Source organism: Streptomyces sp. DH41 (assembly GCF_029813785.1).
GTDB lineage: Bacteria > Actinomycetota > Actinomycetes > Streptomycetales > Streptomycetaceae > Streptomyces.
On sequence record NZ_JARVKY010000002.1, the window covers coordinates 449,823 to 474,621 of the forward strand.

At 69.5% G+C, this 24,799-nt stretch carries 14 protein-coding genes; 6 read left to right on the forward strand and 8 right to left on the reverse strand.

What is annotated here, in order from left to right; translation table 11 throughout:
* The first annotated feature begins 66 nt into the window (after positions 1–66).
* A complete protein-coding gene (locus QC283_RS05265; RefSeq protein ID WP_279560158.1) occupies positions 67–1,314 on the forward strand; it encodes a hypothetical protein in 1,248 nt (415 codons plus the stop codon).
* A gap of 100 nt (positions 1,315–1,414) precedes the next feature.
* Here QC283_RS05265 and QC283_RS05270 read toward each other — a convergent pair whose 3' ends face one another.
* A complete protein-coding gene (locus QC283_RS05270) occupies positions 1,415–2,113 on the reverse strand; it encodes a PH domain-containing protein (protein WP_279560159.1) in 699 nt (232 codons plus the stop codon).
* Between the two features lie 113 nt (positions 2,114–2,226).
* Here QC283_RS05270 and deoC point away from each other — a divergent pair, with 113 nt between their 5' ends.
* From deoC to QC283_RS05285, 3 genes are read left to right on the forward strand one after another with little or no spacing between them, the layout of a single operon-like run.
* On the forward strand, positions 2,227–3,192 hold the full coding sequence (deoC, locus tag QC283_RS05275) for a deoxyribose-phosphate aldolase (RefSeq protein WP_279560160.1): 966 nt from the start codon (positions 2,227–2,229) through the stop codon (positions 3,190–3,192).
* 5 nt (positions 3,193–3,197) lie between these two features.
* Positions 3,198–4,652, forward strand: a complete 1,455-nt coding sequence (locus tag QC283_RS05280; RefSeq protein WP_279560161.1) for an aldehyde dehydrogenase family protein — start codon at positions 3,198–3,200, stop codon at positions 4,650–4,652.
* Positions 4,645–5,538 carry an aldehyde dehydrogenase family protein gene (locus QC283_RS05285; RefSeq protein WP_279560162.1) on the forward strand — a complete coding sequence of 298 codons (894 nt, stop codon included), beginning with the start codon at positions 4,645–4,647 and terminating at the stop codon, positions 5,536–5,538. Before QC283_RS05280 ends, QC283_RS05285 begins: the two co-directional genes overlap by 8 nt.
* Positions 5,539–5,611: 73 nt before the next feature.
* On the opposite strand, the gene mads8 is transcribed toward QC283_RS05285, so the two are convergent.
* The 4 genes from mads8 to QC283_RS05305 form a co-directional block, all read right to left on the reverse strand.
* Positions 5,612–11,176: a methylation-associated defense system ATP-binding protein MAD8 gene (gene mads8 / locus QC283_RS05290; protein ID WP_279560163.1), complete on the reverse strand. Its 5,565-nt coding sequence runs from the start codon at positions 11,174–11,176 to the stop codon at positions 5,612–5,614.
* Between the two features lie 16 nt (positions 11,177–11,192).
* Positions 11,193–12,899: a methylation-associated defense system protein MAD7 gene (mads7, locus tag QC283_RS05295; protein WP_279560164.1), complete on the reverse strand. Its 1,707-nt coding sequence runs from the start codon at positions 12,897–12,899 to the stop codon at positions 11,193–11,195.
* Positions 12,899–17,077: a methylation-associated defense system protein kinase MAD6 gene (gene mads6 / locus QC283_RS05300; protein WP_443032541.1), complete on the reverse strand. Its 4,179-nt coding sequence runs from the start codon at positions 17,075–17,077 to the stop codon at positions 12,899–12,901. The genes mads7 and mads6 overlap by 1 nt, the downstream gene beginning before the upstream one ends.
* 125 nt (positions 17,078–17,202) lie before the next feature.
* Positions 17,203–17,559, reverse strand: coding sequence for a hypothetical protein (locus QC283_RS05305; RefSeq protein ID WP_279560166.1), 357 nt, complete (start codon positions 17,557–17,559; stop codon positions 17,203–17,205).
* Between the two features lie 146 nt (positions 17,560–17,705).
* Between QC283_RS05305 and QC283_RS05310 the strand changes: the two genes are divergently transcribed.
* Positions 17,706–18,554: a DUF5753 domain-containing protein gene (locus tag QC283_RS05310; protein ID WP_279560167.1), complete on the forward strand. Its 849-nt coding sequence runs from the start codon at positions 17,706–17,708 to the stop codon at positions 18,552–18,554.
* Positions 18,533–18,742, forward strand: coding sequence for a DUF397 domain-containing protein (locus QC283_RS05315; protein ID WP_279560168.1), 210 nt, complete (start codon positions 18,533–18,535; stop codon positions 18,740–18,742). The genes QC283_RS05310 and QC283_RS05315 overlap by 22 nt, the downstream gene beginning before the upstream one ends.
* 57 nt (positions 18,743–18,799) lie before the next feature.
* On the opposite strand, the gene mads5 is transcribed toward QC283_RS05315, so the two are convergent.
* The 3 genes from mads5 to QC283_RS05330 form a co-directional block, all read right to left on the reverse strand.
* The gene (gene mads5 / locus QC283_RS05320) at positions 18,800–20,242 is read right to left on the reverse strand and encodes a methylation-associated defense system restriction endonuclease subunit S MAD5 (protein ID WP_279560169.1); all 1,443 of its coding nucleotides are present in this window, start codon (positions 20,240–20,242) and stop codon (positions 18,800–18,802) included.
* Positions 20,239–22,485, reverse strand: coding sequence for a methylation-associated defense system DNA methyltransferase MAD2 (mads2, locus tag QC283_RS05325; protein WP_279560170.1), 2,247 nt, complete (start codon positions 22,483–22,485; stop codon positions 20,239–20,241). Before mads2 ends, mads5 begins: the two co-directional genes overlap by 4 nt.
* Before the next feature lie 119 nt (positions 22,486–22,604).
* Positions 22,605–24,791 carry an AIPR family protein gene (locus QC283_RS05330; protein WP_279560171.1) on the reverse strand — a complete coding sequence of 729 codons (2,187 nt, stop codon included), beginning with the start codon at positions 24,789–24,791 and terminating at the stop codon, positions 22,605–22,607.
* Positions 24,792–24,799 lie beyond the last annotated feature (8 nt).

Below are 24,799 nucleotides of genomic sequence, written 5' to 3' on the forward strand. Positions count from 1 at the left end.
GGCAGACGCACCGCCGGCACACGTGCCGCCGGTACGTGACCACCGAGCCACCAGGGAGCCGCCGCCGTGTCCCCGACCGCCCCCGAGACCGCCCTCAGGACAGCCCTCAAGGGACACATCCCCGGCACCCGGCGCCCCCGGCCTCCCGCCACCACCGCCCCACCACCGCGGAGCCACGCCCGCTCCACCGACCACGCCCGACGTCTCCTGCGCGCCGCACGCCGCGCCGCCCCCGCCCTCGCCGCCTATCTCGCCGTACGTCTCACGGGGCTGCTGGTGCTCGCCGTCTGGGCCCCCCGCCGGCACCAGGACCTCTGGGTGAACCTCGCCGCGCAGTGGGACTCCGACTGGTACCTCGCCATCGCCGACCACGGCTACGCCCACGAACTCGGCACCGCCCACAACGCCAACAACCTCGCCTTCTTCCCGCTCTACCCGGTCCTGGTGAAGGCGGTGGCGGTCCTCACCCCGGGCACGCGCGCCTCCACGGGCCTCGGCGTCGCGGTCGTCGCCTCCCTCGTCGCGGCGTGGGGCGTCTTCGCGGTGGGCGACCACCTGCACGGCCGCCGCGCGGGCGTGCTCCTCACCACGCTCTGGGCGGCGTTCCCGGTCGGCGTGGTGCAGTGGATGGGTTACACGGAGTCGCTGTTCACTGCGTGCGCGGCGTGGTCGCTGTACGCGGTGCTCACGGGCCGCTGGCTGTGGGCGGCGGGCTTCGCCGTACTGGCGGGCCTGACCCGCCCGACCGGCATCGCGGTGGCGGCGGCGGTCAGCGCGGTGGCGGTGCTGCGTCTCGTCCGCCACCGCGGGCCGCGGCGGCGCGTCCTGGCGGCCGCGGTCCTCGCTCCGCTCGGCTGGTGCGCGTACCTGGCCTGGGTGGGCCTGCGTCTGGGCCGCTGGGACGGCTACTTCGCCGTACAACGGCTCTGGCACAACGAGCTGGACGGCGGCCTGCGGACGCTCCACCAGGTGCGGTGGCTGCTGTGGCGTGATCCGACGCCGCAGCTGTTCCTGGTGCTGGTGACTGCCACGCTCATCGCGTCGGTGGTGCTGTTCGGCCTGTCGGTGTGGGACCGCCAGCCGGCCGCGCTGCTGGTCTTCACGGGCGTGATGCTGGCGGTCGTCCTGGGCAGCGGCGGCGTCTACTTCCCGCGCGCCCGCTTCCTGCTCCCGGCCTTCCCGCTGCTCCTGCCGCTGGCGCTGCACCTGTCCCGCGCCTCGCGCCGCAACCGCGCGCTGACCCTGACGGCGGCGGTACTGGGCTCGGCGTACTGCGGCGCGTACATGCTCCTGGTCTGGCCCAGCGCACCGTAGGAAACACCGCGCACCGGTCCTTCGAGGCGAACCCGGTGCCGGCCCCGAACCCGGCCCCGGGCCCGACCCGCTCCCGGCCCCGGACCCGCTCCCCGAGCCGTCAGCCCGTCCCCAGCAGCACCGCGAGCAGCACCGCCCCGGCCGCCGCCGGCGCGACGACCTCGTAGGCCCAGCGCACCGTCACCTCGCCCTGCGAGGTCTCGGCCGGCTTCCGCGCCTCGTGCATCTCGCGCAGCTCGTCCATGACCTTGTCGGTCTCCGCCCGCACCGGCCCGTCCGCCTCTATGGCGGCGGACCCGGCACCACCGCCCCGCGCACCGGACTGGCCGTAACCGCCGAGCACACTCCCGCGCCTCTGGCCGCCTCCGGCGGCCCGCCGGTCCTCCCGTCGCGCGGCCTTCTTGCGGGCGCGCAGCGAGACCGGGATGGCCCACAGCTGGTACTTGTCGCCCGACTCGGTGAAGACCTCGTTGGAGTAACCGGACCGGAAGGAGGCGACCTGCCCCCAGGGCAGCACGATCACCCGGAAGGGATTGCGCACGCGCAGCCTGTCGTCGCCCGCGAAGACGGCGGGCCGCACGGTGTAGGCGGCGATGAGCGGCACGAGGAAGAGCAGCGCCGCGAGGGCCATCCAGGGCGTGCGCCCCTCGCCCGCGACCAGGGCGTCGATGCCGAGCCACAGGGCGAGGGCGAGCAGCAGGACTCCGCCGGCGAGGCCCGCGGGCGAGCGGTAGATCCGGTCCTTCGACACGGGTACCGGCGGCTGCGGCGGTGGTGACTGGGACTCCGGGGTCGTCATGGTGCCGATTGTGCCCGACGGCCCCGGCGGCGCTCATCGGCGGTGCCGGTCCACGGAACGAGCGCACGGGACTGTACAGCCGCTACGCGCGTAGATATGCTCGCCTGGTGACCATGCCCACCACTGCATCCGCTGTTCCCGCACACGGACTCGCCGACGTCACCGCGTCCGACAGCACGCTGCGCCGCTTCCTCCACGGGCTGCCCGGCGTCGACACGGTCGGCCTGGAGGCGCGCGCCGCCTCGCTCGGCACCCGTTCCATCAAGACCACCGCGAAGGCGTACGCCATCGACCTCGCCATCTCGATGGTCGACCTGACGACGCTGGAAGGCGCGGACACCCCGGGCAAGGTCCGGGCGCTCGGCGCGAAGGCGGTCCGCCCCGACCCGACCGACCGCGCGACCCCCGCCACGGCGGCCGTCTGCGTCTATCCCGACATGGTGCCCACCGCCAAGGAGGCCGTCGCCGGCTCGGGCGTCAAGGTCGCCTCGGTCGCCACCGCGTTCCCGGCGGGCCGTGCCTCGCTCGCGGTCAAGCTGGCCGACGTGCGCGAGGCCGTGACGGCGGGTGCGGACGAGGTCGACATGGTCATCGACCGCGGGGCCTTCCTCGCGGGGAACTACATGAAGGTGTACGACGAGATCGCCGCCGTGAAGGAGGCCTGCGGGACGAGTGCCCGCCTGAAGGTCATCTTCGAGACCGGCGAGCTGTCGACGTACGACAACATCCGCCGCGCGAGCTGGCTCGGCATGCTGGCGGGCGCCGACTTCATCAAGACGTCCACCGGCAAGGTCGCGGTCAACGCGACCCCGTCCAACACCCTCCTGATGCTGGAGGCGGTCCGCGACTTCCGCGCGCAGACCGGCGTCCAGGTCGGCGTGAAGCCGGCCGGCGGTATCCGTACCACCAAGGACGCGATCAAGTTCCTCGTCCTGGTCAACGAGACCGCGGGCGGGGACTGGCTGGACAACCACTGGTTCCGCTTCGGCGCCTCCTCGCTCCTGAACGACCTGCTGATGCAGCGTCAGAAGCTGGCCACGGGCCGTTACAGCGGCCCCGACTACGTGACGGTGGACTGATCACCATGGCATCCGCATCCGCATCCGCATCCGCTTTCGAGTACGCCCCGGCGCCCGAGTCCCGCGCCGTCGTCGACATCGCCGCGTCCTACGGCCTGTTCATCGACGGCGAGTTCACGGAGGCCGCCGACGGCAAGGTCTTCAAGACCGTCTCCCCGTCCAGCGAGGAGGTCCTCTCCGAGGTCGCCGAGGCCGGTGAGGCGGACGTCGACCGCGCGGTGAAGGCCGCCCGCAAGGCGTTCGAGAAGTGGTCGGCGCTCCCCGGCTCCGAGCGCGCGAAGTACCTCTTCCGCATCGCCCGCATCATCCAGGAGCGCAGCCGCGAGCTGGCCGTCCTGGAAACCCTCGACAACGGCAAGCCGATCAGGGAGACCCGCGACGCGGACCTCCCCCTGGTCGCCGCGCACTTCTTCTACTACGCGGGCTGGGCCGACAAGCTCGACCACGCCGGCTACGGAGCGAACCCGAAGCCGCTGGGCGTGGCCGGCCAGGTCATCCCGTGGAACTTCCCCCTCCTGATGCTGGCGTGGAAGATCGCCCCGGCGCTGGCGACCGGCAACACGGTCGTCCTCAAGCCCGCCGAGACGACCCCTCTCTCCGCCCTCTTCTTCGCGGACATCTGCCGTCAGGCGGGCCTGCCCAGGGGCGTCGTCAACATCGTCACCGGTAACGGCCGCGCGGGCGCCGCGCTGGTCGCCCACCCCGACGTGAACAAGGTCGCCTTCACGGGCTCCACGGCCGTCGGCAAGCAGATCGCGCGTACGGTCGCGGGCACCCGCAAGAAGCTGACCCTCGAACTGGGCGGCAAGGGCGCCAACATCGTCTTCGACGACGCCCCGATCGACCAGGCCGTAGAGGGCATCGTCAACGGCATCTTCTTCAACCAGGGCCAGGTCTGCTGCGCGGGCAGCCGCCTCCTGGTGCAGGAGTCGATCCACGACGAGCTCCTGGACTCCCTCAAGCGCAGGCTCACCACCCTCCGCCTGGGCGACCCGCTGGACAAGAACACCGACATCGGCGCGATCAACTCCGCCGAGCAGCTGGCCCGGATCACCGCGCTGGCCGACCAGGGCGAGGCGGAGGGCGCCGAGCGCTGGTCCCCGGCCTGCGAACTGCCGTCGTCCGGTTACTGGTTCGCCCCGACGCTCTTCACGAACGTCACCCAGGCGCACACGGTGGCCCGCGACGAGATCTTCGGCCCCGTCCTGTCCGTCCTCACCTTCCGTACGCCGGACGAGGCGGTCGCCAAGGCGAACAACACGCCCTACGGCCTCTCCGCGGGCATCTGGACGGAGAAGGGCTCGCGCATCCTGGCGGTCGCGAACAAGCTCCGTGCCGGTGTGATCTGGTCCAACACGTTCAACAAGTTCGACCCGACGTCGCCGTTCGGCGGCTACAAGGAGTCGGGCTTCGGCCGCGAGGGCGGCCGCCACGGCCTGGAGGCGTACCTCGATGTCTGAGCGACTCAATGTGCTGAAGACCTACAAGCTGTACGTCGGCGGGAAGTTCCCGCGTTCCGAGAGCGGCCGGGTGTACGAGGTGTCGGACTCGAAGGGCAAGTGGCTGGCGAACGCCCCGCTCTCCTCCCGCAAGGACGCCCGTGACGCGGTGGTCGCCGCGCGCAAGGCGTTCGGCGGCTGGTCGGGTGCGACGGCGTACAACCGCGGCCAGATCCTCTACCGCGTCGCCGAGATGCTGGAGGGCCGCCGCGACCAGTACGTCGCGGAGGTCGCCGACGCCGAGGGCCTGTCGAAGTCGAAGGCGGGCCTCCAGGTGGACGCGGCGATCGACCGCTGGGTCTGGTACGCCGGCTGGACCGACAAGATCGCCCAGGTGGTGGGCGGCGGCAACCCGGTCGCGGGCCCCTTCTTCAACCTGTCCTCCCCGGAGCCGACGGGCGTGGTGGCCGTCCTCGCCCCGCAGGAGTCGTCGCTCCTGGGCCTGGTCTCGGTCGTCGCCCCGGTGATCGCGACGGGCAACACGGCGGTCGTGGTGGCGTCGGAGAAGTCCCCGCTCCCCGCCCTCTCCCTCGGCGAGGTCCTGGCCACCTCCGACGTCCCCGGCGGCGTGGTCAACATCCTCTCCGGCCGTACGGCGGAGCTCGCCGCGCCGCTCGCCGCCCACCAGGACGTCAACGCGATCGACCTCGCGGGCGCCGACGAGACGCTGGCGAAGGAGCTGGAGATCGCGGCGGCGGACAACCTCAAGCGCGTCCTTCGTCCACAGCCTGTGGACGGCGTCGACTGGTCGACGGATCCCGGCACCGACCGCATGACGGCGTTCCTGGAGACGAAGACGGTCTGGCACCCGACGGGCGCGCTGGGCGCGTCCGGCTCCGCCTACTGAGCGAGTGGCTCCGCGCGTCCCACGCGGGTGGTCCCGGCGGCTTTGCCGGGACCACCCGCTTTTTCCCCACCTGTCAGTCGAACGCCGTTCTGGTACCGCCTCCGTGCTCAGTGACCCGCGGGCGGCACTGGATCTTGGCGGTTCCCTGCGTGAAGGCTTCGTCCGTCGCCTTGCTCGACCAGAGGTAGGCCTCGCCCGGCTGAAGCGCCGCCATCTTCTGCGGAGTAAGGCCGCCCAGGGCGGTGTTCACCTTCTGCAAGTACTTGAGCCACGCCGGTGAGGTGAATTTGTGCAGCACGATTTCACTGGACAGCTCGATCAGTGCTGTCGGAACAGACGGCGGGTCCTGGCTGGCGACGATGACGGACATCCCTTTGTGCCGCATCTCGCGGACACTCGAGACGAGCCCCGCCACCAGGTCTCCGCTGTCCGCGTACTTGTGCGCCTCGTCGAAGACGACCAGTTTGTTGAATGTCTCGTCCGACTGTTGTGCCTCTGCGAACAGCTGCATCAGCACGACGAACAGACCGAGCGCATCGCTCTTCTCGATGTCGTCGGAGCGTACGTCGACGATGATCAGCCGACCGGGCCGGACCAGATCACGCAACCGAGTGGTGTCGTCGATGAAGCCCTCCGCCAGCTCCAGCCGCGCCTTGGCCTGTTTCTTGAGGTGATCGGCGAGATCGGAGTTCTCGATACCCTGGCGGACGGCGTCCAGGGTGAGGTCCTTGCGGTTCTGCTTGATGATCCGGTTGACCTGCCGGATGTAGGTGGCCTGATTACCGACGGCCCCCATGAGGAACCGCCAGTGACTCGCCTTGAGTTCGGAGGAGGCGAAGGTCAGGGGCAGGACCTCCAGGTCCGGGAATTCCTCCCGCCGGTCTTCCAGGTTCTCCGTGGGGACGAGCATCATCACGTCCTCCAGCCCCACCGGGTCGGCCCCGTAACGCAGCCGCAGGGCAGCCCGTTGTCCCTCGTCGTCATTGGGGCGGATCATGCTGGTGAATTCGGGGGCGTAGTCGGACGTCTCGCTGTAGTGGAACACCATGCTCGCCAGCGGCTTGCCGAGCCGGTTGATTCCCGGCACCGGCCTGGAGGCCATTTCGAGGATGGCTCCCAGAGTGTAGCTCTTGCCGCCTCCCTGGACGCCGAACAGACTCATCGTGTGGGTCTCGTAGAGGTCCAGGGCGACCCGGCGGCCTGCACTGGTGCCGATGAGGCCGTACTGGGGAGAGGGCTTGGCCACTCCGAGTACGACATCGGCAACCGGTCCCCGAGTGCCGTCGTTGATGTCTCCCGTGTCCACGGTCCTGGCATCCGGGTCCGGCCGAGGTGTCGGATCCTCGCCGTCGGTGCCCTGCGGTTCCGGCTCGGCAGAGGGCTCTTGAGGCTCCGCCGGGGTCGGCGCCTCCCGCCCCGGCTCGTCGCCCGTTGTCTCACCTGCGTACGGCTCCGCCTCATGTCCCGGATCGTCGTCCTCGGTGTCCAAGGGGAGCGGCCCGGGTTCGTCCGGCATAATTCGCTCGCGATCCCGCGGCCGGAGCGTCGCGAGCGCCGCTGCATCCGCGTCTCCGGGCAGCGCAGGGCCCGTGCCCGGCACCAGACCGGTACGCTCCGGCTCCGTTCCGTCGTCGTTCTCCCCGGCCGTCTCGGAGCGCTCCGCCTCCTCCTCCGGTCCGCGCAGATACTCCGTTCGGATGTCGTCGAGCATCCGCAGGGCGTGTTCCCGGCCGACCCGGTGGTAGGTGATGCCGTCCACGGTTTCGATGTCCAGTCCACCCGCCGACAGATCGAAGACCAGGCCGGTGGCAGTGAACTCCCAGGTGAAGTGGTGGTCCAGGTGGTCGAGAAGCCAGCGCGCCTCGTCCCGGGACTTCGCGGACAAGAGGCCGTACCGGTCCGCGCGTGCGAGGTAGTGGCCCAGCAGCGTGCGCAGGGTGACGTTCTGAAGTGGACGGTCGCTGCGGGTAAGGGCCGGATCGAACAGTCCGGTGAGCACCCGCCGGGTGTTGTCCAGCTGGGTGCGGATCCGCTGCCGTGTCGACTCCAGGGACGCCAGGCCTCCCGCACCGGTGAAGCACTTGACCTCGATCAGCCGGCAGGTGATGGTCGCGCGTTCCGCGTCCAGATCGAACAGGGCCAGGTCCGTACGGTGCAGCCTGACCTCCGTGTCGCCCGCGGCCGAGCGTCGCTGTTGTTCCGCGTAGAGCTCGGGATGTGCGTCGAGTGGCACCAGGATCTGGTGCCGCAGTGCACTGCGGTGCTCCAGGTAGAGACGGGCCAGCGCCAGCCCCACCACCTCGGTGCGTCCGCTCTCGCTCAGTGCCGCCAGTTTGAACGCCAGATTGCCCGACAGTTCCCGCAACTGGTCGAAGAAGGTGCGGACATGACGCTGTTCGATACTCAGTCTGCGGTCCGCGAGGACCGGTTCCAGTAGCGCCCTCAGCTCGTCGACGGAGCGTGAGGAGACCACGATGTGGCTGCTCATGCCCGCCACCGAGGAGGCCGTGTAGTCGATGACGTACTCGGCCCGGTTCGGGCGCCCGTGGTCGAAGTACTCGGCACCGAGCGTACGGTCCACGGTGACCACCCAGTCGCTCATGCGGTGCACGTCGTGCAGCAGTGACCGGTCGTCCGTACCGAGGCTGAGGCTGATCTGGGGCAGCATGCCGGGCCTGGGCTCCCCCGCGGTGGCCGCGACCACGGCGGCCGACATCGTGGCGGGCAGTGCGGCGAGCAGGTCTCCGGTGATCTCCGCACCGGGCAGCGGGTCCGTTACACCGTGCCGGGGGCGGCGGCTCCAGATCGCCGATCCGCCGTCCTCGCTGTAGTGGCTGGTCATCTCCTGCACGAGTCCGTGCACGGCTGCCCGGCCGGAGGCGGGGCGGCCGGGGGCGATGTCGTGCCGCTCTCCGCCGAACGGGGCGAACAGGAAGCTGAGGTGCGCGGGAAAGTCCTCGTGGCCGGAGGTGAGGTCGGCAAGGTCCCGTACGAGCACGGACAGCTTCGGGCGCAGTGGATCGCCCGGCGTGGAGAAGGCCTCGGCGGCCGTGGTTCGTGCCCCGTCCCGGGGTGCGAAGAGGTCGGTGAGGGCGGCCCCTGCCCAGGGATCGTCGGCAGCCGGGGTGAACAGCCGCACCGTGTACCGCAGATGGGCGAGGTGGCGGCGCTCCTGGAGGGAGATGAGCATGTCCGTGAGCAGTTCACCGCGACCGGCACCCACCGCGTTGATGATCAGGGAGTCGGCGTAGGGGTGGAGGCGGATATAGCGCTCGACCCGGTCGGCAAGGTCCGCGCCGGTGACATCGCCGCTGCTGGTAGCAGCACCGTCCGCGCCGAGGGCCGTGGCGATCCGGGCGACGGTGCCGCGCGGATTCTCGGCCTCGCTCGGCAGGCAGACCTGCCAATGGTTGGTCAGGAGTCCGGCGGCGAAGGTGAGCTCTCCTGTGCCGAGGGGCACCGTGAGGGGGAAGCCCAGAGGCGCCAGTTTCCGCTCAAGCGCTTCGAGCCGTTCCAAGACGGCTGCTCTGTCGTCGTGTTCCGCTTCACTGAGCCAGTGGTCGGCCAGGGCGGTGTGGCCGCTGCCCCACAACATCCGCAGGGGGTGGGTGGGTGCCACGAGCACGGCGCCGGAGCGGTTGCCGTCCGGGGCGGCCAGGGTCACGGGCAGGGTGTCGGTGCTCAACAGCTGGTGGAGTTCGCCGCGGTGCGTGTCCGTGTCGCGCGCGTACGGATCCTCCAGGGCGCGCAGACAGGCCGTCAGCGCGTCCAGGTAGGCCTCCGCGTAGGCCTCGGTCAGGGAGCGCAGGTCCCGGGGGTCCCTTCCTTCCACCACCTGTGCGTCCTCGCCGGTCTGTTCCCCGGTGATGGCCGAGAACAGGACGGTACGTGCGTGCAGGTACGTGGTGTACGCGGGTGTGGGACCGGTGTGTTGTGCTGTGGGCCGGGTGTCGGGGCGCAGGTGTGCTGCGTCGGCCGCGTCGATCTCCACCGTGGGGCCGGTCAGGGTGTGGGGGCGGGCCAGAAGAGACTGCTGGGCCTCGGCGAGCCGTCTCGGGAGGTCGAGGAGGAAGGGCGTGCCGGCGCCGAAAGACGCGCGCAGGGACCGGGTCTTGGCTCCCGTGCTCGCCCAGGTGACATCCCGGCAGGTGATACGCCAGGGGTCGCGTCCCTCGGCCCGCGCGGTGAAACGCAGCCGGTTGAGGGCCTGGGCCACATCCGAGGCGTGCTGGACGCGAGGGACCGGGGGCTCGTCGAATTCTCCGTCCGGCACCACGTAGAAGCGGTCGCTCTCCGCCGCCCGCCGTCCGTGGCCATGACCGGTCCGGGTCACGGGCAGCGGCTCGCCGTGGTCGTCCAGCGGCGTGACCCTGGCGAAGTGCCAGCCTTCCTCCCATTCTGTGCTCCGGCGTCCGCGTTTCAGCTTCACCTGGGTCCTGTGTGCGTTCCGGGTGGTGCGGCGGTGCGCCGGGATGGTGGCGCTGAGCCCGGTGGGACTGACCACCACCGTGCTGTCGTCGTCCCCGTCGCCCGCCGATTCCGAGCAGATCTCGACCTTGAAGTGCGCGAGGCCCGTGATGGTGCGGGCGTCGGGGTCCACCGCGAAGGACACCGGCAGGGAGGTGAGCCCGCCGGGCAGCAGGTAGCGGGCGCCGAAGACGCGCTCCAGTACCGGGTGGTTGCGCAGATCCTCGTCGCTGTCCCCGACTTTCGGCAGGGCAGTCAGGTCGTCGACTTCGACGGTGATCCGCTGGTCCCTGCGGTCCTGTTCCTCCGGCCAGTGGTGGAAGGCCAGCGGCCAGTTGTCCGGTTCGACGGCGATGGAACGGCACCACTGGCGGGGCTCGGCGAACGAGGTGCGTCCTGCGAAGGCGACCAACCGTTTCGTGAAGGCCTGCTGTTCCGCGCTGGAGCGGGGCAGGCCCAGGGAAAGAACCCGCTGTCGCGGGGTGGCGGCGTGGTCGCTGAGCGCGTCGACGACACGGCGGTTGCGCTCGCTCTTGTGGCCGACCAGCGCGGGATCGGAGAAGAGCCGGAAGTCGGGGATGAGTCCGAGTAGATGAACGGCCGCACCGGCCGCCTCCGGGTGGTGGTGGTTCTCCCTGAGTGTGAGCAGATACCGCACGGCGGCCTGGGCGTCGGCGCCCTTCGCCCCGCCGGCCGCCTGCGAGCCGAGCAGTTCCGTGACGGACGGGCGCAGTGCCTCCGGCACTTGGCCGAGCAAGGTCTGCCGCAGGGCCGCGTGCACGTCGTTCAGCGGCAGTTCCTCGAAGGTCGCGGTGGAGAAGGAGTCCTCCGCGCTGGCCCGGGTGCCGGGCGGGACGAAGACCAGCAGCGGGGGCCGCAGCGCCCCGGTGTCATCGGGGTTGCGCAGTTCCACGAGCCGGGTGCCGGTGATGGTCACGTCGCCGGCGTCGAGGTCCACTGCTCCCGGGTCGAGGACGTGGACCTGGGCCTCGGGTACCGCGGTGTGCAGTCTTCGGGTGAGGCTCACGGCCAGGTCGGTGTGCAGCCCTTCGACACGCATGCAGTGTCCGGCTTCCCTCCGTCGCAGCACGGAGACGATGCGGGGCAGCAGCGCCTGCTCCAGGGCCTGGCGCCACTGGGTTTCGGTGATCTCGGTCAGTCCGCGTGCCATGGTGGTCCGTTCTCCGCTACCTTCCGCTGCCCGCTGTGACCGTGCCGTCCTGTGCGATCACGAAGCGGGGTGTGATCACTTGGGTGACGTACGCGTCGGACAGGTCGTCGTAGAAGCCGGTCTCCCGCAGTTTCGTGGTGAACGCCTCGGTGTTCGCCCGGAGCGCGGCCTCCTCCTCCGGTCCGGGGACGGCGAAGCCGTCACCGGCCGGGAGCCGGTCGATGTGCAGGCCGTAGCGGGTGCGCAGAAGGTCGGTGAATTCATCGAGTCGCAGGGAGACGGTGTGGTGGGTGAACCGCGAGCGGGTGCCCCGCGGGTTGGGGCGCAGCAGCGCCACCTGGACGAGTACTTCGAGCAGCGCGCTGTCGAGAACGAAGCGCCGACGGCCGCGGTGGGGCTGTGCGATCAGCGCGCCCGGCCGGTTCTTCAGCAGCAGGGAGTCGATCGTCTCGATGAGGTACTTGTGGTGGTAGCGACCGCGGTAGGCCATGAGCAGTTCGATGTACTGCTCGAAGGCTCCGAGTCCCATGGAGGCCTCCAGCAGCGGCCGGACCTCTTCGGGCTGCTCCTCCTTCCGTGTATCGACGAGGATGCTCTCCAGGCGGGCCTCGAAGAACCGTTCTCGGTGCTCCCGGTAGGCGTCCGAGCCGAAGCGCAAGAGTTCGCCGACGGTGGCACGGCCCCGGGAGGGCCGGGTGGCCTCGCCCCGTGAGACGAGTTGATCGGCGAAGTCGTCGAGTTTGCGTACCACGTATCCGGCGCGGACGAAGTCCGGGATGCGCCGGTGCCACGCGGCCGCGCTCTGTTCGGCGAGGGCGGCTGCCTGACTCCCGGGGATGCCGGCCGCGTCGACGAAGAGTCCGGCGCGGAACGGGCAGCCCGCGAGCGGATCGGCCGCCGCCGCCGCGGCGGGGCAGTTGTCGGGGCCGCAGGCCGGGTCCGCACCGCCGCGGGCCACGGCGTGCGGCAGCAGCTTCATCGCCTTCAGCTGGCCGAGGGCAAGGTGCAGCGCGCAGAGGATCTTTAGGTATTCGACGAGGGTGACGCGCGGCAGCAGGTCCTTCAGGGACATCAGGCGCAGGACGTCATCGGCGAGCAGGTCTGCCTGGCCGACGCACAGGGGCGGGACGTCGTACCAGCCGCGCACTTGCTGCGCCGCGTCCTGGGTGACCTGGCTGTTGAGGTGCAGTACGGCCTGGGTCTCGACGTCGATACGGGGGTCCGCCGACTCGTCGGGTCGGCCGCGGGAGGCGGAGCCGAGTCCGGTGAAGAAGAATCGCCGCAGTTGTTCGAGGGCTGCCTGGCCCTGGCCGCCTCGCGCGTGGCGCAGCATCTGGTAGAGCTGGGCGTCCGCGCCGTAGGCACGCGAGTGGTAGTAGTTACGGAATTTGTAGGTGAGTCCGTGCAGCGGGCGCAGTCCGGCCACGGCCTGGCTGGGCCGGCCGCGGTTGACCATGTCGAGCAACTGCGTCTCGATCCACCGGCGGGCGATGTCGCTGTGCTCGGCGAAACCGGGGAACTTCGCGGCGTGCTGTTCCTTGGTGAACTCCTTGACGAAGGCGTCGACGGAGAGCTCCTTGCGCTGCACCATCTTGCTGGGCAGGCCGTTGTGGTTGACCCGCATCAGGAATCCGGTGAGGACCCGGTCCATCTCGACCCGTTTGTACTCCAGGTGGGAGACGCCGGGGTGTTTCAGCTCGCTGTCGCGGCGGCGCAGTGCCATCAGTGCTCCGTTCCTCGTGCCGGGGCGAGCTGCAGGGTTGCGCCGGGTTGCCGGGTAAGTCGGTACGGCGGGCTGCCGGGGGCGCTGAGCAGCACCTCCTGGCAGGACGCTGCGGACAGGGCGTTCTTGAAGACGGCGAGAGCCAGGTTCTGCCCCTGCTGGTCCTCGACGCCGGACCGGTGGCCGTGGTGGAGCCGGTCGAGCAGCTCGTACAGGTCAAGGCGGACGACGAGCCGGGCATGTTGCGGGCCGTCGCCGTCGGGCCGGTGGCTCATGACGAGTTCCCGGGGGCTGCTCTCCACGTACCCAGAGGCAGCGGGGGTGCGCACTTCGAGGGTGAACCGTCCGGCGGGGAAGAGGCGGTGGCTGCGGACGGTGGCGCCGCGCACCGCCCTGACCTGGAGGGCGAGGTCGGGTTCGCCGTCCGGGCCGAAGGGGTGCTGCATCCCTTCGCCGCGGCTGATCGCCTCGATGAGCCGGGCCAGTTCCCCAACCGCGGGGAGCGTGCCGTCCAGGAGGCCGAGGAAGCGGCCTCCGGAGCGGTAGCTGACCATGGTGGTCCAGCGGGTGTCGTCCAGGCTCTCGAAGTAGAAGCGGCGCCGGGAGGCGGCGAGGTAGGCCCGGTGGGCGTCGCGCTGGTGACCGCCCGGGTCGGGGGTGCGGGGCAGGGCGGCGAACTGTTCGCGCAGGAGTTCCCCGTCGTGATCGCCGCGCTGGTCTACCGAGATCAGGCTGTGGCCGCCGGAGGGCCCTGTGTAGTCGAGTCTGCGATCCAGTTGCGGGTCGGGGACCCCTGCCATGTCGAGATCACGGAGCTGGGTGAGGAACCGGTCGTGCTCTTGGTCACCGTCCGTGTGGATTCCGGCCCAGCTGGTGAAGTAGAAGCTGTCGAGTCTCTGCTGGGCGGTATCGGCGCCACCGGCGTAGAGGGCGTGGATCTGGTCGCAGTCCCGTCCCGAGGTGAGGGTGTGGGCGAGAGCGGAGCGCAGGTCGCGCAGGGTGATGTGGAGCCGTCCGCGCAGCTGGGCCATGCGGTGCAGGACGGTGAGGCGTTCGCGGACCTGGGGGCCGGCGGTGGGGTGGGCGAAGGTCCGGGCGTTGTGCAGGGCGTAGCAGCGGGTGGCGAGGGGGCAGGAGCCGCAGGCCTCCCAGTGCCGCGGGTCGGTCATGGTCTCGACCATGCGCCGCATGATGGAGCCGGTGCCGTGGGGATCGGCGAAGACATCGCGCGCGTTGAGGTTGACGACGGCGATGCCGTGGGCCTCCTGCCCGCTGACGAGACCCTCGCGAAGAGTGTCGGCGAGCAGCGGATAGTGCTTCTCGTGCCGGCTCAGGAAGTCGGCCAGCCGTCCTTCGTTGATGGCGAGCAGCCGGGTTTCGTGATCGGTCCAGGTGTCGGCGGACTCGCCCTGGTAGGGGGCGAGGAACGCCTCCAGCACGGTCTCGTTGTCCGTTCCGTCCTCGTCCTGGCTGCCGTCGTGGTTGGTGAGGAACAGGCGGCCGCGGTAGGTGAATTCGTCGCCGTTGGCGCGGTGGGCGGCGAAGTCCGCGCCCTTCTTGGCCGCGGTGGTGGCGAGATGCTGGAGGAAGGCGGTCTTGCCGTCGCCGGCGTTGCCGGTGATGACCACCAGGCGGTGTTCGCCCCGCAGCACGGCCGGGGTCAGCCGGGTGTCGAGGGCGGTCTCGACGTAGAGCGGGAAGCCGGTGGGGTCCAGGCCGCGCGTGCCGGCGTTGGTCCGCGCGTTCTGGCTGTAGAGGGTCTGCAGATGGGTCACGAACGGGTTGCGTCCGGGTTCGGCCGGCTGAGTAGGGGCGGCTCCGGCTCCTCGCGGTGCGGCCCGCGTCTCGTCCCCGGTGGCGTGGCCCGGGGGTGTCCGGCGTACCTCCCCGGCTTCGCGCAGCGCGGTGCGGAACGCCTCCGCGTCGGGGAAGCGTTCGGACCGGCGGGGCGAGATCGCGCGGCGCAGTACGCTGGCGAAGCCGGCGCCGAGGTCGGCGAAGCCCGCGATGTCCCGGGGGTCGGGGGCTTCCTCGTCACGCGGTGGACTCTCCCGGCCCCGCCACGGGTAGGCACCGGTGAGCGCCACGTAGGCGGAGAGTCCGGCCGCGTACAGGTCGAGGTCGGTGAGGTCCTCCGCCCTGGGCCGTCCCCGGCCGAGGGCCCCGGGGGCGATGAACTTGGGCGAGGCGAGGGTGGGGGTGAGGGTGGAGCCGGTGGAGACCGCCGCGTTGAAGTCGAGCAGCCGGGTGCCGTCGGGCGTCCACAGGAGGTTGCTGGGTTTGATGTCGCAGTGGTAGACGCCGTGTCCGTGCAGATGACCGAGGCCCCTCAGGCAGTCCTCCAGCAGTCGGAGCACGTCGGCCGGGCCCAGGGGCCGTTCACCACCGCGGTCGATGACGGCCTGGAGGTCCCGCCCTTCCGCGAACTCCATGCGCAGGTACGGGAATCCGCCCTTGGGCAGCCATTCGGCGTCGATGAGCCGCACCAGGTTGGGGTGCGGCGGGAGACGTCGGAGCGCCCGGTACTCCTTCTTGAGCCGCTCCTCCACCTCCAGGCCGCCGCCGGTGAGGATCTTGAGTACTTCGTCCTCGTCGTCGAGGACGTTGTAGACCCGGTAGACGACGCCGAACTGTCCCTGTCCGAGTTTGGCCCGCACGCGGAACTTCTCGGTGAGCCGGAACCCGTGGGGCAGGTCGGCGTAGTTGCGCGGGTTGTGCCAGTCGAAGGAGCCGTCGTCCTCCCACTCGGCCGGGGCGCCGCGCCGCCCGCCCGGCGCCGGGCGGTGCCGCGCCAGCAGTTCCAGCGCGTCACGGGCCTCCGGACGCTGTTGCGGGTCGGGGGCGAGCAGCGCCGCGACGAGAGACCCGACATCGGCGTCGATTCCGGGGACCGCCCCGAGCGCCGCCGTGGCCGCCCCGGTGTCCCCCTCCGGGTCGGGTGGCTCTCCGGTGTACAGCTCGTGGAAGAGCGCACCCGCCGCGTACATGTCCGAGGCGGGTGAGAACGCGTCCGCGTCCCCCGCCACCTCCGGCGCCAGGTAGGCCGCGTCGTGCCGTGCCAGCGCCGTCTGCCGCACCGTGAGCTGCGAGCCGCGCGGCTGCCCGGGGTAGGCCAGGTCGAATCCGGTCAGCATGGCGTTCCCGTCACGGTCGACGAGGACCGCGTCGGGGGTGAGCCCCCGGTGCACCACCCCCTTGGCGTGGGCGTGCGCGAGCCCGGCGAGCACGCCGGACATCACCCGCTGCCGGGCGTCCGCGCCGAGGGGAGACGACTCGTCCGTCAACCGCACCCTCAGCGCGTCGGCCCGTACGTCCTCCAGCACGACCGCGTAGCCCGCCTGGTCGTCCACGGGGAAGTCATCCACACAGGCCACGATGTGCTCGCTCGCCTTGAGCCTGCCAAGCGCCTGCATCGGCGTGCTGATCCGGGCGAACGCCGCTTCCAGCTCGGCCTCCGGCAGCAGCGGATCGACGCCGTGCACCTGGAGCAGATAGGTGCCGGCGCCTGCCTGGCCCTGCCTGCGCACCCGGTACACCGACACGTTCTCGTACGGGTCGTAGGGGGCCGCCGGTGCCGAGGGGTCGGTCTCCGCCAGGGTCTCCTCGACCTTGTACCGCCCGAACGTCCGGGGTCCGGCGGGGGTCCGGGCCTCGGCGAGCAGTACCCGCACGATGTCGTCGTGCCGGCCGGCGATGTCCGGCACCGGGTGGCCGGCCGCCGGACGGTACTGCGTGAGGAACGGAACGAGGTCCCGCAGTCGCACCGTCTGCGGCTCGTCCAGACCTGCCGGGTCCCGCAGCACCGCGTCGTCGAACGGCAGGACGACCAGCGGATCGCACCACACCGACAGCGCCGCACCGGACCGGGACCGCCGCAGCAGCCGCCCCAGTACCTTGGCGTGCTCCCGGGACTTGCGCACCGGAGACGGGAAATACGATCCCCGGCTCAGATACCAGCGGGCCCCGCGCACCTCGATCCGGCCGTGCGCCCCCTTGGTGTCGGCGAGCAGGCACACATGCTCGGTGAGGATGGCCAGGTCCACCTCGAAGACCTGCCGGCCGCGCCCGTACGACAGCTCGAAGTTGGACACCACCGTCCAGCCTTCGGGGGCGTGGTCCCGCAGATGCCGCAGCACCATCCGCTCGGCATCGTTGACCGGCTCACCCACCGGAATCATCCGCGCCACCGGCCGCAACCCCCTGTCCGCACCTGCACACTTCGAGTCATCGACCACTCTATGCCCAGCCACTGACAACCCGTGCGGCGCAGATGCAACACCCGTTGCCGGGGGTGCACTTGCGGTCACAGCAGCTCCCGCCGGCTGCGGGAGTTCGCCACGGCGACCCGTGCCCGCAGGATGCCCTCCGGCAGCTCGCCCCCGAGTACCGAGGCGGCCGGCTCGACCTCGTCCGGCCGTGCGGTCCACTCGGCGCCGCCGCCTTCCGGGCGCAGCCAGACGAGCCCGTCGAGGTGATCCATGACGACACCCCGCCGCTCCCGCCGGGTGTCGTACGCGAGCTGCCCGACGGGCAGCCGCCGCGGGGCCCGCTCTTCTCGCGCGGCACGTACGGCAGCCTCGTGCGCCTGGGCCGCGGCGGCGGTACGGCAGGGCCTGCGGCGCGGCAGCGGGGGCGGGGTCGGCGGTGTGTGGGGGGCCATGTGGTGCCTCCAGGTGCGGGAGGTGCGTCGGGGCAGCTCCGGGATTTCACTGTTCGCACCTACAGCGTCACCGTCCGCGACTACCGTGAACAGGGTGACGGCATCCCACCCGGGGATGCGGAACAGCACGTCAACAGGGGATGCACATGGCCTCCGAGACCCAGAGACTCGACCCGGCCCATTCGGCACGGGAGCTCTACGGCACGGAACTGCGCCGCCAGCGACAGCTCACCGAGGTGTCCCTGGACCGACTGTCCGACATCGTGAACTACAGCAAGACCCAGCTCCACGGCGTCGAGACGGCCGAGCGCCTGCCGCTGCCCCCGCTCTCGTCCAAGCTCGACGCCGCGTTCGGCACGGGCGGGCTGTTCGAGGGCCTGTGGAGCATCATCCAGCGGGAGCGCTACCCAGACCGCTACCGCCGCTTCATGGAACTCGCCGACCAGGCCACCGACATCCACGAATACGCCGGCCACCTGGTACCGGGACTGCTCCAGACACCGGCGTACGCGCGTGCGCTGCTACGGGTGGGGGACCCGGAGGCCTCGGGTGAGGAGATCGAGCGGAAGGTGGGGCTTCGGGTGGGGAGGCAGGGGCGGTTGGGGGAGGGCGATGGGCCTCGCTTGTGGGCTCTCCTGGAGGAGGGGGTTCTACGGCGCCCCATTGGAGGTCCGGCAACTACACGCGAACAGCTCCGCGCTCTGCTGTCGTTCGCCGAGTCACCACGCATTGAAGTGCAGGTTGTCCCTTATGCGCATGGGGAACACGCACTACTCGACAGCACCCTTACGCTCCTAACCTTGCCGAATACCACGGCGGTTGCCTACGTGGAGAGCAATTACTCCGGCCAGCTCATCGAGGATCCGGCCGAGGCCATGAAGCGGCGTCGGGCTTACGATCTACTCAGGGCCAACGCCCTGTCGCCGCGGGAGTCCGCCGCGATGATCGAAGCAGCAACGGAAGGCTTCAACCCATGCGAGCAGCAAACGGACTGAACCCTATACGGTGGCGCAAGTCGAGCTACAGCAACGTGGACGGGGGCAACTGCCTTGAGGTCGCCGACGGTGTTCCTGCCGCTGTGCCTGTCCGGGACAGCAAGGACGCGGAGGGGCCTGTCCTGATGATCCCGCGCCTAGCCTGGACACAGTTCGTTGGAAGCTTCAAGCGCACTTCGACAAAGTAGGGGCAGAAACGGGCCGTGGCAAGGCCCGGCCACAGCCCGACGAAACGCGGCCTCCGCTTAGCTGGTTCCACCCGCGTGCTGAGCCACAACCTCTTCCAACCGCGTGAGGGCCTGGTCTTCCCTGCGATCGGCCTCATCACGCTGACTGTAGGCCTGGCGGACGGTTCCTGCGACGCGTTCGCGATCTTTTTCAGTCAGGGTCGGTACCGGGATCCCAGCACATAGATCGAGATGAATGTCCTGCTGCTTTCCGCCTGTTGAGCAGGAACGAAGCACTCGAAACATGGGTTCAGACCGAAGCAAGGCACTCAAGTAGGCGCCTGAAAAGCCTGAGAGGCCGGAGCGCAGCCGCAAGAAGTCCTCGGAGTAGGCGTGACCGCTCCATGCACCTGTTACGAGGATCGACCTGCCATAGACCTCATTTTCTCCCAGCGTTCCACGGGCGGCGATCAAAACCGTCTCGTCCTCCGCCAACACCTCCTTCGAGGTGTGCGCCTTGCTGATCCATCGCCCTTCCGGACGGAGCCAGAACGCCTGACGCTGGCCCACCAGTCGGTAGCTGTAGGTGTCCCCCGGCTCGCCGTCGACGCGCGGAAAGCGTAGGCCACGACTCATCTGACCGCCCTTGCAAACCTCCCCCAATGTCACATGCTCGACCTCCCCCAGCCGCCGCAATATCTTCTGCGCCCGTGGCTGGAAGTTCAGCGCCCGCAACGTCGTCGCATCCACCCCACGCTGCGGGAATCCGAGGTCCCGCCCCTGCTCGTGCCATCGCAGGTCGAGCAGGTCCGCGAGCCCCGCGGTCTCGAACAGGTCCCGTGTCGCCCGGTTCACGCCGCTCTGGAACGCCGCCCGCAGCGAGGCGGCCTCTTCCATGAGTTCGTGGATCTCCTTCTCCACCGCCTCACCGAAGCGCGGTACGCGGATCTCCTCGATGTGATCCGGTGCGATATGCCTAATGGCGGACCCATATACGCCGCCCCTGACCAATACTTCCCCGAAGCGGCTCCACAGGAATGTGTACAGGTACCCCGCCTTGATCTTGTTCTGGTCGGGAGTGACCTTGATGACGTCTTCCGAGGACCAGAAGCCACCCATGTCGGGCCGCACATACGCACGCCTGCCGGCATTGAATCCCGAGCGCGAGATCATCGTCATTCCGGGCTGAAGTTCCAGGTAATGCAGGCTGGACGACTCCGCGTCGGCCTTCTTCAGCCGGGGCAACGAGCTCAGGTCGGCAACCAGCATGTCTTTACTGCCCACAAAGGGAACACTGTGCTCGGGGGCGGTGACATAGACTCGCCGGAACAGCGGGCCGCTGTTGATGCCCCCGCCGTAGCCCGCCGTAAGATCCCGCAGCGGCGCTTTCTCCACCGTGAGCCGTTCCAGCAACTGCTGGGTGGCGAAGGCCCCCGACAGGTACGGCTTGGCCACCAACCGCAACCCCTGCCGGTCGAGCCAGCTCCGCATGGCCGGGTTGCCCCGCTCGGCGATCTTCACGCGTCGTCCTCCGGCCGCTTCCAGGGGAGCTGGTCGCCGTACTCCTTGATGAACTTCCGGTACTCACGGACGACGCTCGGCCGGTCGTGGTACTTGGGTCGGTCGCGCTCAGACATCAGGTCGTCGTCGAGAATGCGGGTGCGCCGCTTGATGGAACGTTCGATCGCTACGTTCTTGACGACGATCTCGTCCGTCTCCTCGTACTCCTTGATGACGTAGTCACCCTTGGCATCCCGGACGAACAGGTCGTTGCCGCGCCGGTCGTGACCGACCTTCTCGGCGACGGCCATGAACACTGGGTGATCCAGGGGGCCGTGCAGCTGCTCCTCGTCCTTCTCTTCTTGCGTCTTCTTCTGGAGGAAGAGAAGGGTGGTGAGGATGTTGACGCCGGCCCCCACGACGAAGATCTCGACGGGAAGTTCGACACTGGCCATCACCCAGCACTCGTCGAGGATGTACTTGCGCACCGCCTCGTCGTCGGGGCCGGGGTTGGACAGGATGCCATTGGGGAGCACGATGCCGATACGGCCGCCCGGCTTGACCCATTCGACGGCCTTCTGGACGAAGAGCCGCTCGGGCGCCACGGAGACGGCCGGCTTGCCCTTCACCAGGGTGCCGTCCTCGCCGCGGGACCAGCTGTAGGCGATACTCCGTTCCTTCTCGAAGCCGCCCTCATCCGTGCGGAACAGTTCGAGGACCGGGCCGGTCACGGGGATGTCGGAACCGAAGGGCGGGTTGGTGAGCAGAATGTCGACCTCGCCGGGTGCGATGCGGTCGAGGTGCCGCAGGGCGCGCTGCATGCCCCGCAGGTTGCCCATCCGGGGAAAGCCGAGGGAGTCGACCTGGAAGGTGTTGCCCGCGACGTCGGTGAGCATCATCACGCCGAACGCGGCGGCGCGGGTCAGGAAGGGGTCGAAGTCGGTGCCGAAGACACAGGCCTGGGCGTACTCGCCGAGCCGCTTCCGCTTCCTGGTCTCCTGCCGGGCCTTCTCCTGGACGGACAGGTCCTGCTCGTCCTCCGGCATCCAGGTGTGCAGGATGTGCAGCAGGGTTTCCCTGAGGAAGCCGCCGGTGCCGCAGCACGGGTCGAGGACGGTCTGACCCTCCTGGGGGTTGAGCATCTCGACCATGAGGCGGACCGCGCCGGACGGGGTGAAGTACTGGCCGCGGTCGCCACGCAGGTTGTCGCCGACGAGTTCCTGGTAGGCGGTGCCGAGGGCATCCAGGGACGTGTCGTGCATGCGGTAGGTGGCGAGCTGCTTGGTGATGAAGGTGAGGGCGCCGTCGGTCAGGGTCAGGCGGTCGTACTCGTCGAACAGCTGCTGGGGGGCGTAGAACTCCTTGACCTCTTCGAACAGCTCCCTTATCCGCTGGGCGACCTCAGCGCTGCCCGCCTCCTCCTCGGCGGCGGCGGCGAGGTCGTCACTGTCGATGCGGAAGCGCGGCTCCTTGGCGCCCTCGCGCACCAGCCGCTCGTCGTGGAGCTTGGCGAACAGCACGTACAGGAACTGCCAGAACGCCGCGTCCTTGGGCAGGCCCTCGTTGCCGTGGATGTAGTTGTGGCAGCGGCGGAAGGCGAACCGCAGCATCCGCTCGTCCGCCCGCCGCATGATCGCGAGGGAGGAGGCGTCGCCCTGGGCGTCGAAGCTGGTCGCATCGCCGCGCGGCCAGTTCAGCAGCGGACGGTACTTAGTCTCGAACAGGGACGAATCGTCGTCCTTACGGACGAAGTACAGGTCCTTGTCGTCCGTCCACATCCCGTAGCGGCAGTCGGGCGCGGCCTGCATGAGCTGGCCGACCTCGTCGATCTGCGCCTTGGCATGGGCGTAGGTACGGATCTTGGAAACGGTGCGGCTGTCCTTGGGTCGGGGCTTGGTGACGACGACCCGGCGGAGGTTCTCCAGCTCGTGATCCTTGCCGTGTTCGAAGATCGCGATGCTCGCGCGGCGCCGGGTCTTGCGCCCGGCGTCGTTGATCACCGGGATGGAGAAGTCGGCCTCCATGTCGTCCGGGTCGATGCCGTACTGGTGGACGAGGGAGCGGGCGATGTGCTGCCGCACCTTCTCGGCCTCGGTGAGCTTCACCACCTTGTCGCCGGTGATGTAATCGAAGACCTCGTCGTCCGCGAGCTTGCGCGGCCCGGCAGGAGCCTCGCCGGTGCCCTCCTTGCCAGGCTTCCCGGGCGTCTCCGGCTTGTGCGGGCCCTCCTCCGGCAGGTCGAAGCCCAGCTGTTCCTCAGCCATCGTGATGAGTGCCCCTCTGTTCCCTCTTGCCGCACGGCACACCGCCCGCCGTCGACGGACGGCACCACCCAAGACTAGGCCAGCACGGAACCGCTTCTTCCCCGCTGCGGGTCATGCCGTCAGGCTTCGTCGCCGCTGCCCACCGCAGCACCTTCCTCCGCGATCTTGGTCAGCGAGCGCCCTTCCGGCGTGACCCAGTATTTCGTCCCCTGCACCTGCTGGTCATTGCCCATCGCCTCGCCACGGATGCGGCGGACCAGCCGGGAGGGGGAGTACGCCTGGCCGTCGGCCGCCCAGACGAGAGGGGCGCTCTTACTGTTCTGCCAGTGCGCGACTCCTCGTCTCGGATCCTCCTGGATCCAGCGGGGCAGGTTCTTGTGGTCCGCTTCGGTGTCGGGGCGCAGCTCCAGCCGCGTTCCTTCTCTGATGAGTCCCTGCTCGACAATGACCGTGACAGCGCGGGCGCTGCGCGCACCGACCGCCGGTGGCGTCGTGGCCCCCACGTCGCCCGGAGTCTTCGAAGATGCCGTGAGCACGACACTGGCCCAGCCGGCCTCGGGCGGGCCCGTTGCCTCACCGGCGTCCGCCGGGATCTCCTGTACGGATGAGCCGGTCGCTCGCAAAAGCTCGTAAAGCCTCTCGGCGATCTCCGGCGCTCGCTCCGCCGATGCGACGGCTTTGGCGAGACGAACCCTCGTTCCGTACGCGCCGTAGAGAACATCGAGCAGGAGCGGCACCGACCGCCACACCAACGACGGCACTGAGGCCAGGCGCTCCCACCAGGCCGGCCCTGCCTCCTCGACGTCGAGGTCGTCGGTCTCCAGGACACGGAAGAGGACGTGGGTGAGAAGGAGGTCGCCGGACTCCGCCAGTTGCCGCGCACGAGTCTTCCTGCCCGGGTCGACGTCTTGTAGCGCAGCACGCACCGCGCGGAGGAGGCCGACACAGCGCCAGACCCGGTGGGCAGTCGGCAGAGGGCCGAATACCTGCTGGTAGTTGATCTTCTCCCACAGCCACGCCGGATCCTGTCTGGCCGCCGCCGCGCAGACCGGGTCCGGATGTACGGCGGCGAGGGCGAACGCGGCCTCCTCCATCACGCAGCCCTCGTCCGGTTTAGGCTCGCCCTCGCCCCGCTTGCGGGAGTAGGTGAGGCCGAGTGACAGCTGGAAGTCTTCCTGCAGGTCGACCTGCTCCTGCTCCAGCGCCCTGAAATCCCGGGCCTCGATGGGGTTCTGCGTGTTGGCCGCGATCGTGATCGCGTCGCCGAAATTCTCTGGGCAGTTCTCCAGAGAAATGATCCGGACCTGTACCCGGGCCTGAGCGACCATGTCGGGGTGGGACTCCGCCGCGGCACGAATCGCGTCGCCGGTCTGGGCACCGTTGATGACGCTCGCGCCCTCCAGGCGCAGCCCCACGGGCGCCCACTTGGCAGGAGGATCCACGCCGTTGCCGTCAAGCCTGTCGCAGACCAGGGTGATACCACTGTTCAGATAGAGAAACTGACCCGGGTACTTGATCAGCGAGTTGCGGATCCCGGAGTTCACCTCCGTGTCCTCAAGCGCGTCACGGACATTGCGGTCGGTGAGGAGATCGCGGTTTCCGTCGGCGTACCAGGCGGCCACTGTGGCGGCGGGGACGGTGCCGTAGTAGAGAGGGAAGGGCTTCTCCTGCCTGCCCGGACTGTCCAGGTCGAAGACGAGGTTCACCTTCCGCTGGGGCTTCTCGAGGACGAAGTGGTACATGTCGAGGAGGTTGACGATCTTCACCTCGACGAGGCCCGGATCACGCGGGTGCAAGGCCTGTATCTGCTGCTCCAACCGACTCCGGGTGTTGTCGTGCAGCTCTTTTCCGACGTCGCCGTTGACGAGCGCGAGAACGAGAGTCACGCGTGGCTGTGGTGTCCTCAGAGCTCGGGTCAAGGCGTCGACGTGCGGGGCCATCTTCGGACCGAACTGGTCGAATTCCCGGTTGAAGAGGAAGCGCAACCCGTCCACAACAGCGGCGACGTCGGCATTCTTGAACCCCGCGGTCCCCTTCTCGCTCCATTTGGCCTGGACGACGAAGATTTCCCGGCCCGTGACCGCGACGGCGTCGAACCCCTCGTCCCCGCTGCCGTCGGTGATGGCGCCCGCCGCGTCCTCGGCGCTCATGCCCACCACGTACTGCAGGGAGAGGGCAGCCACCGCTCGACTGAGGAACATCTGCTTCTCGGTGGGGTGACCCGCCACGTCCTCCGCGATCTTCAGCGGGCGGTACCGCTCGGTCAGCTTCTTGGCCAGCCTCCGCGCCTGGACCGGGTAGGGCACGCATCCCC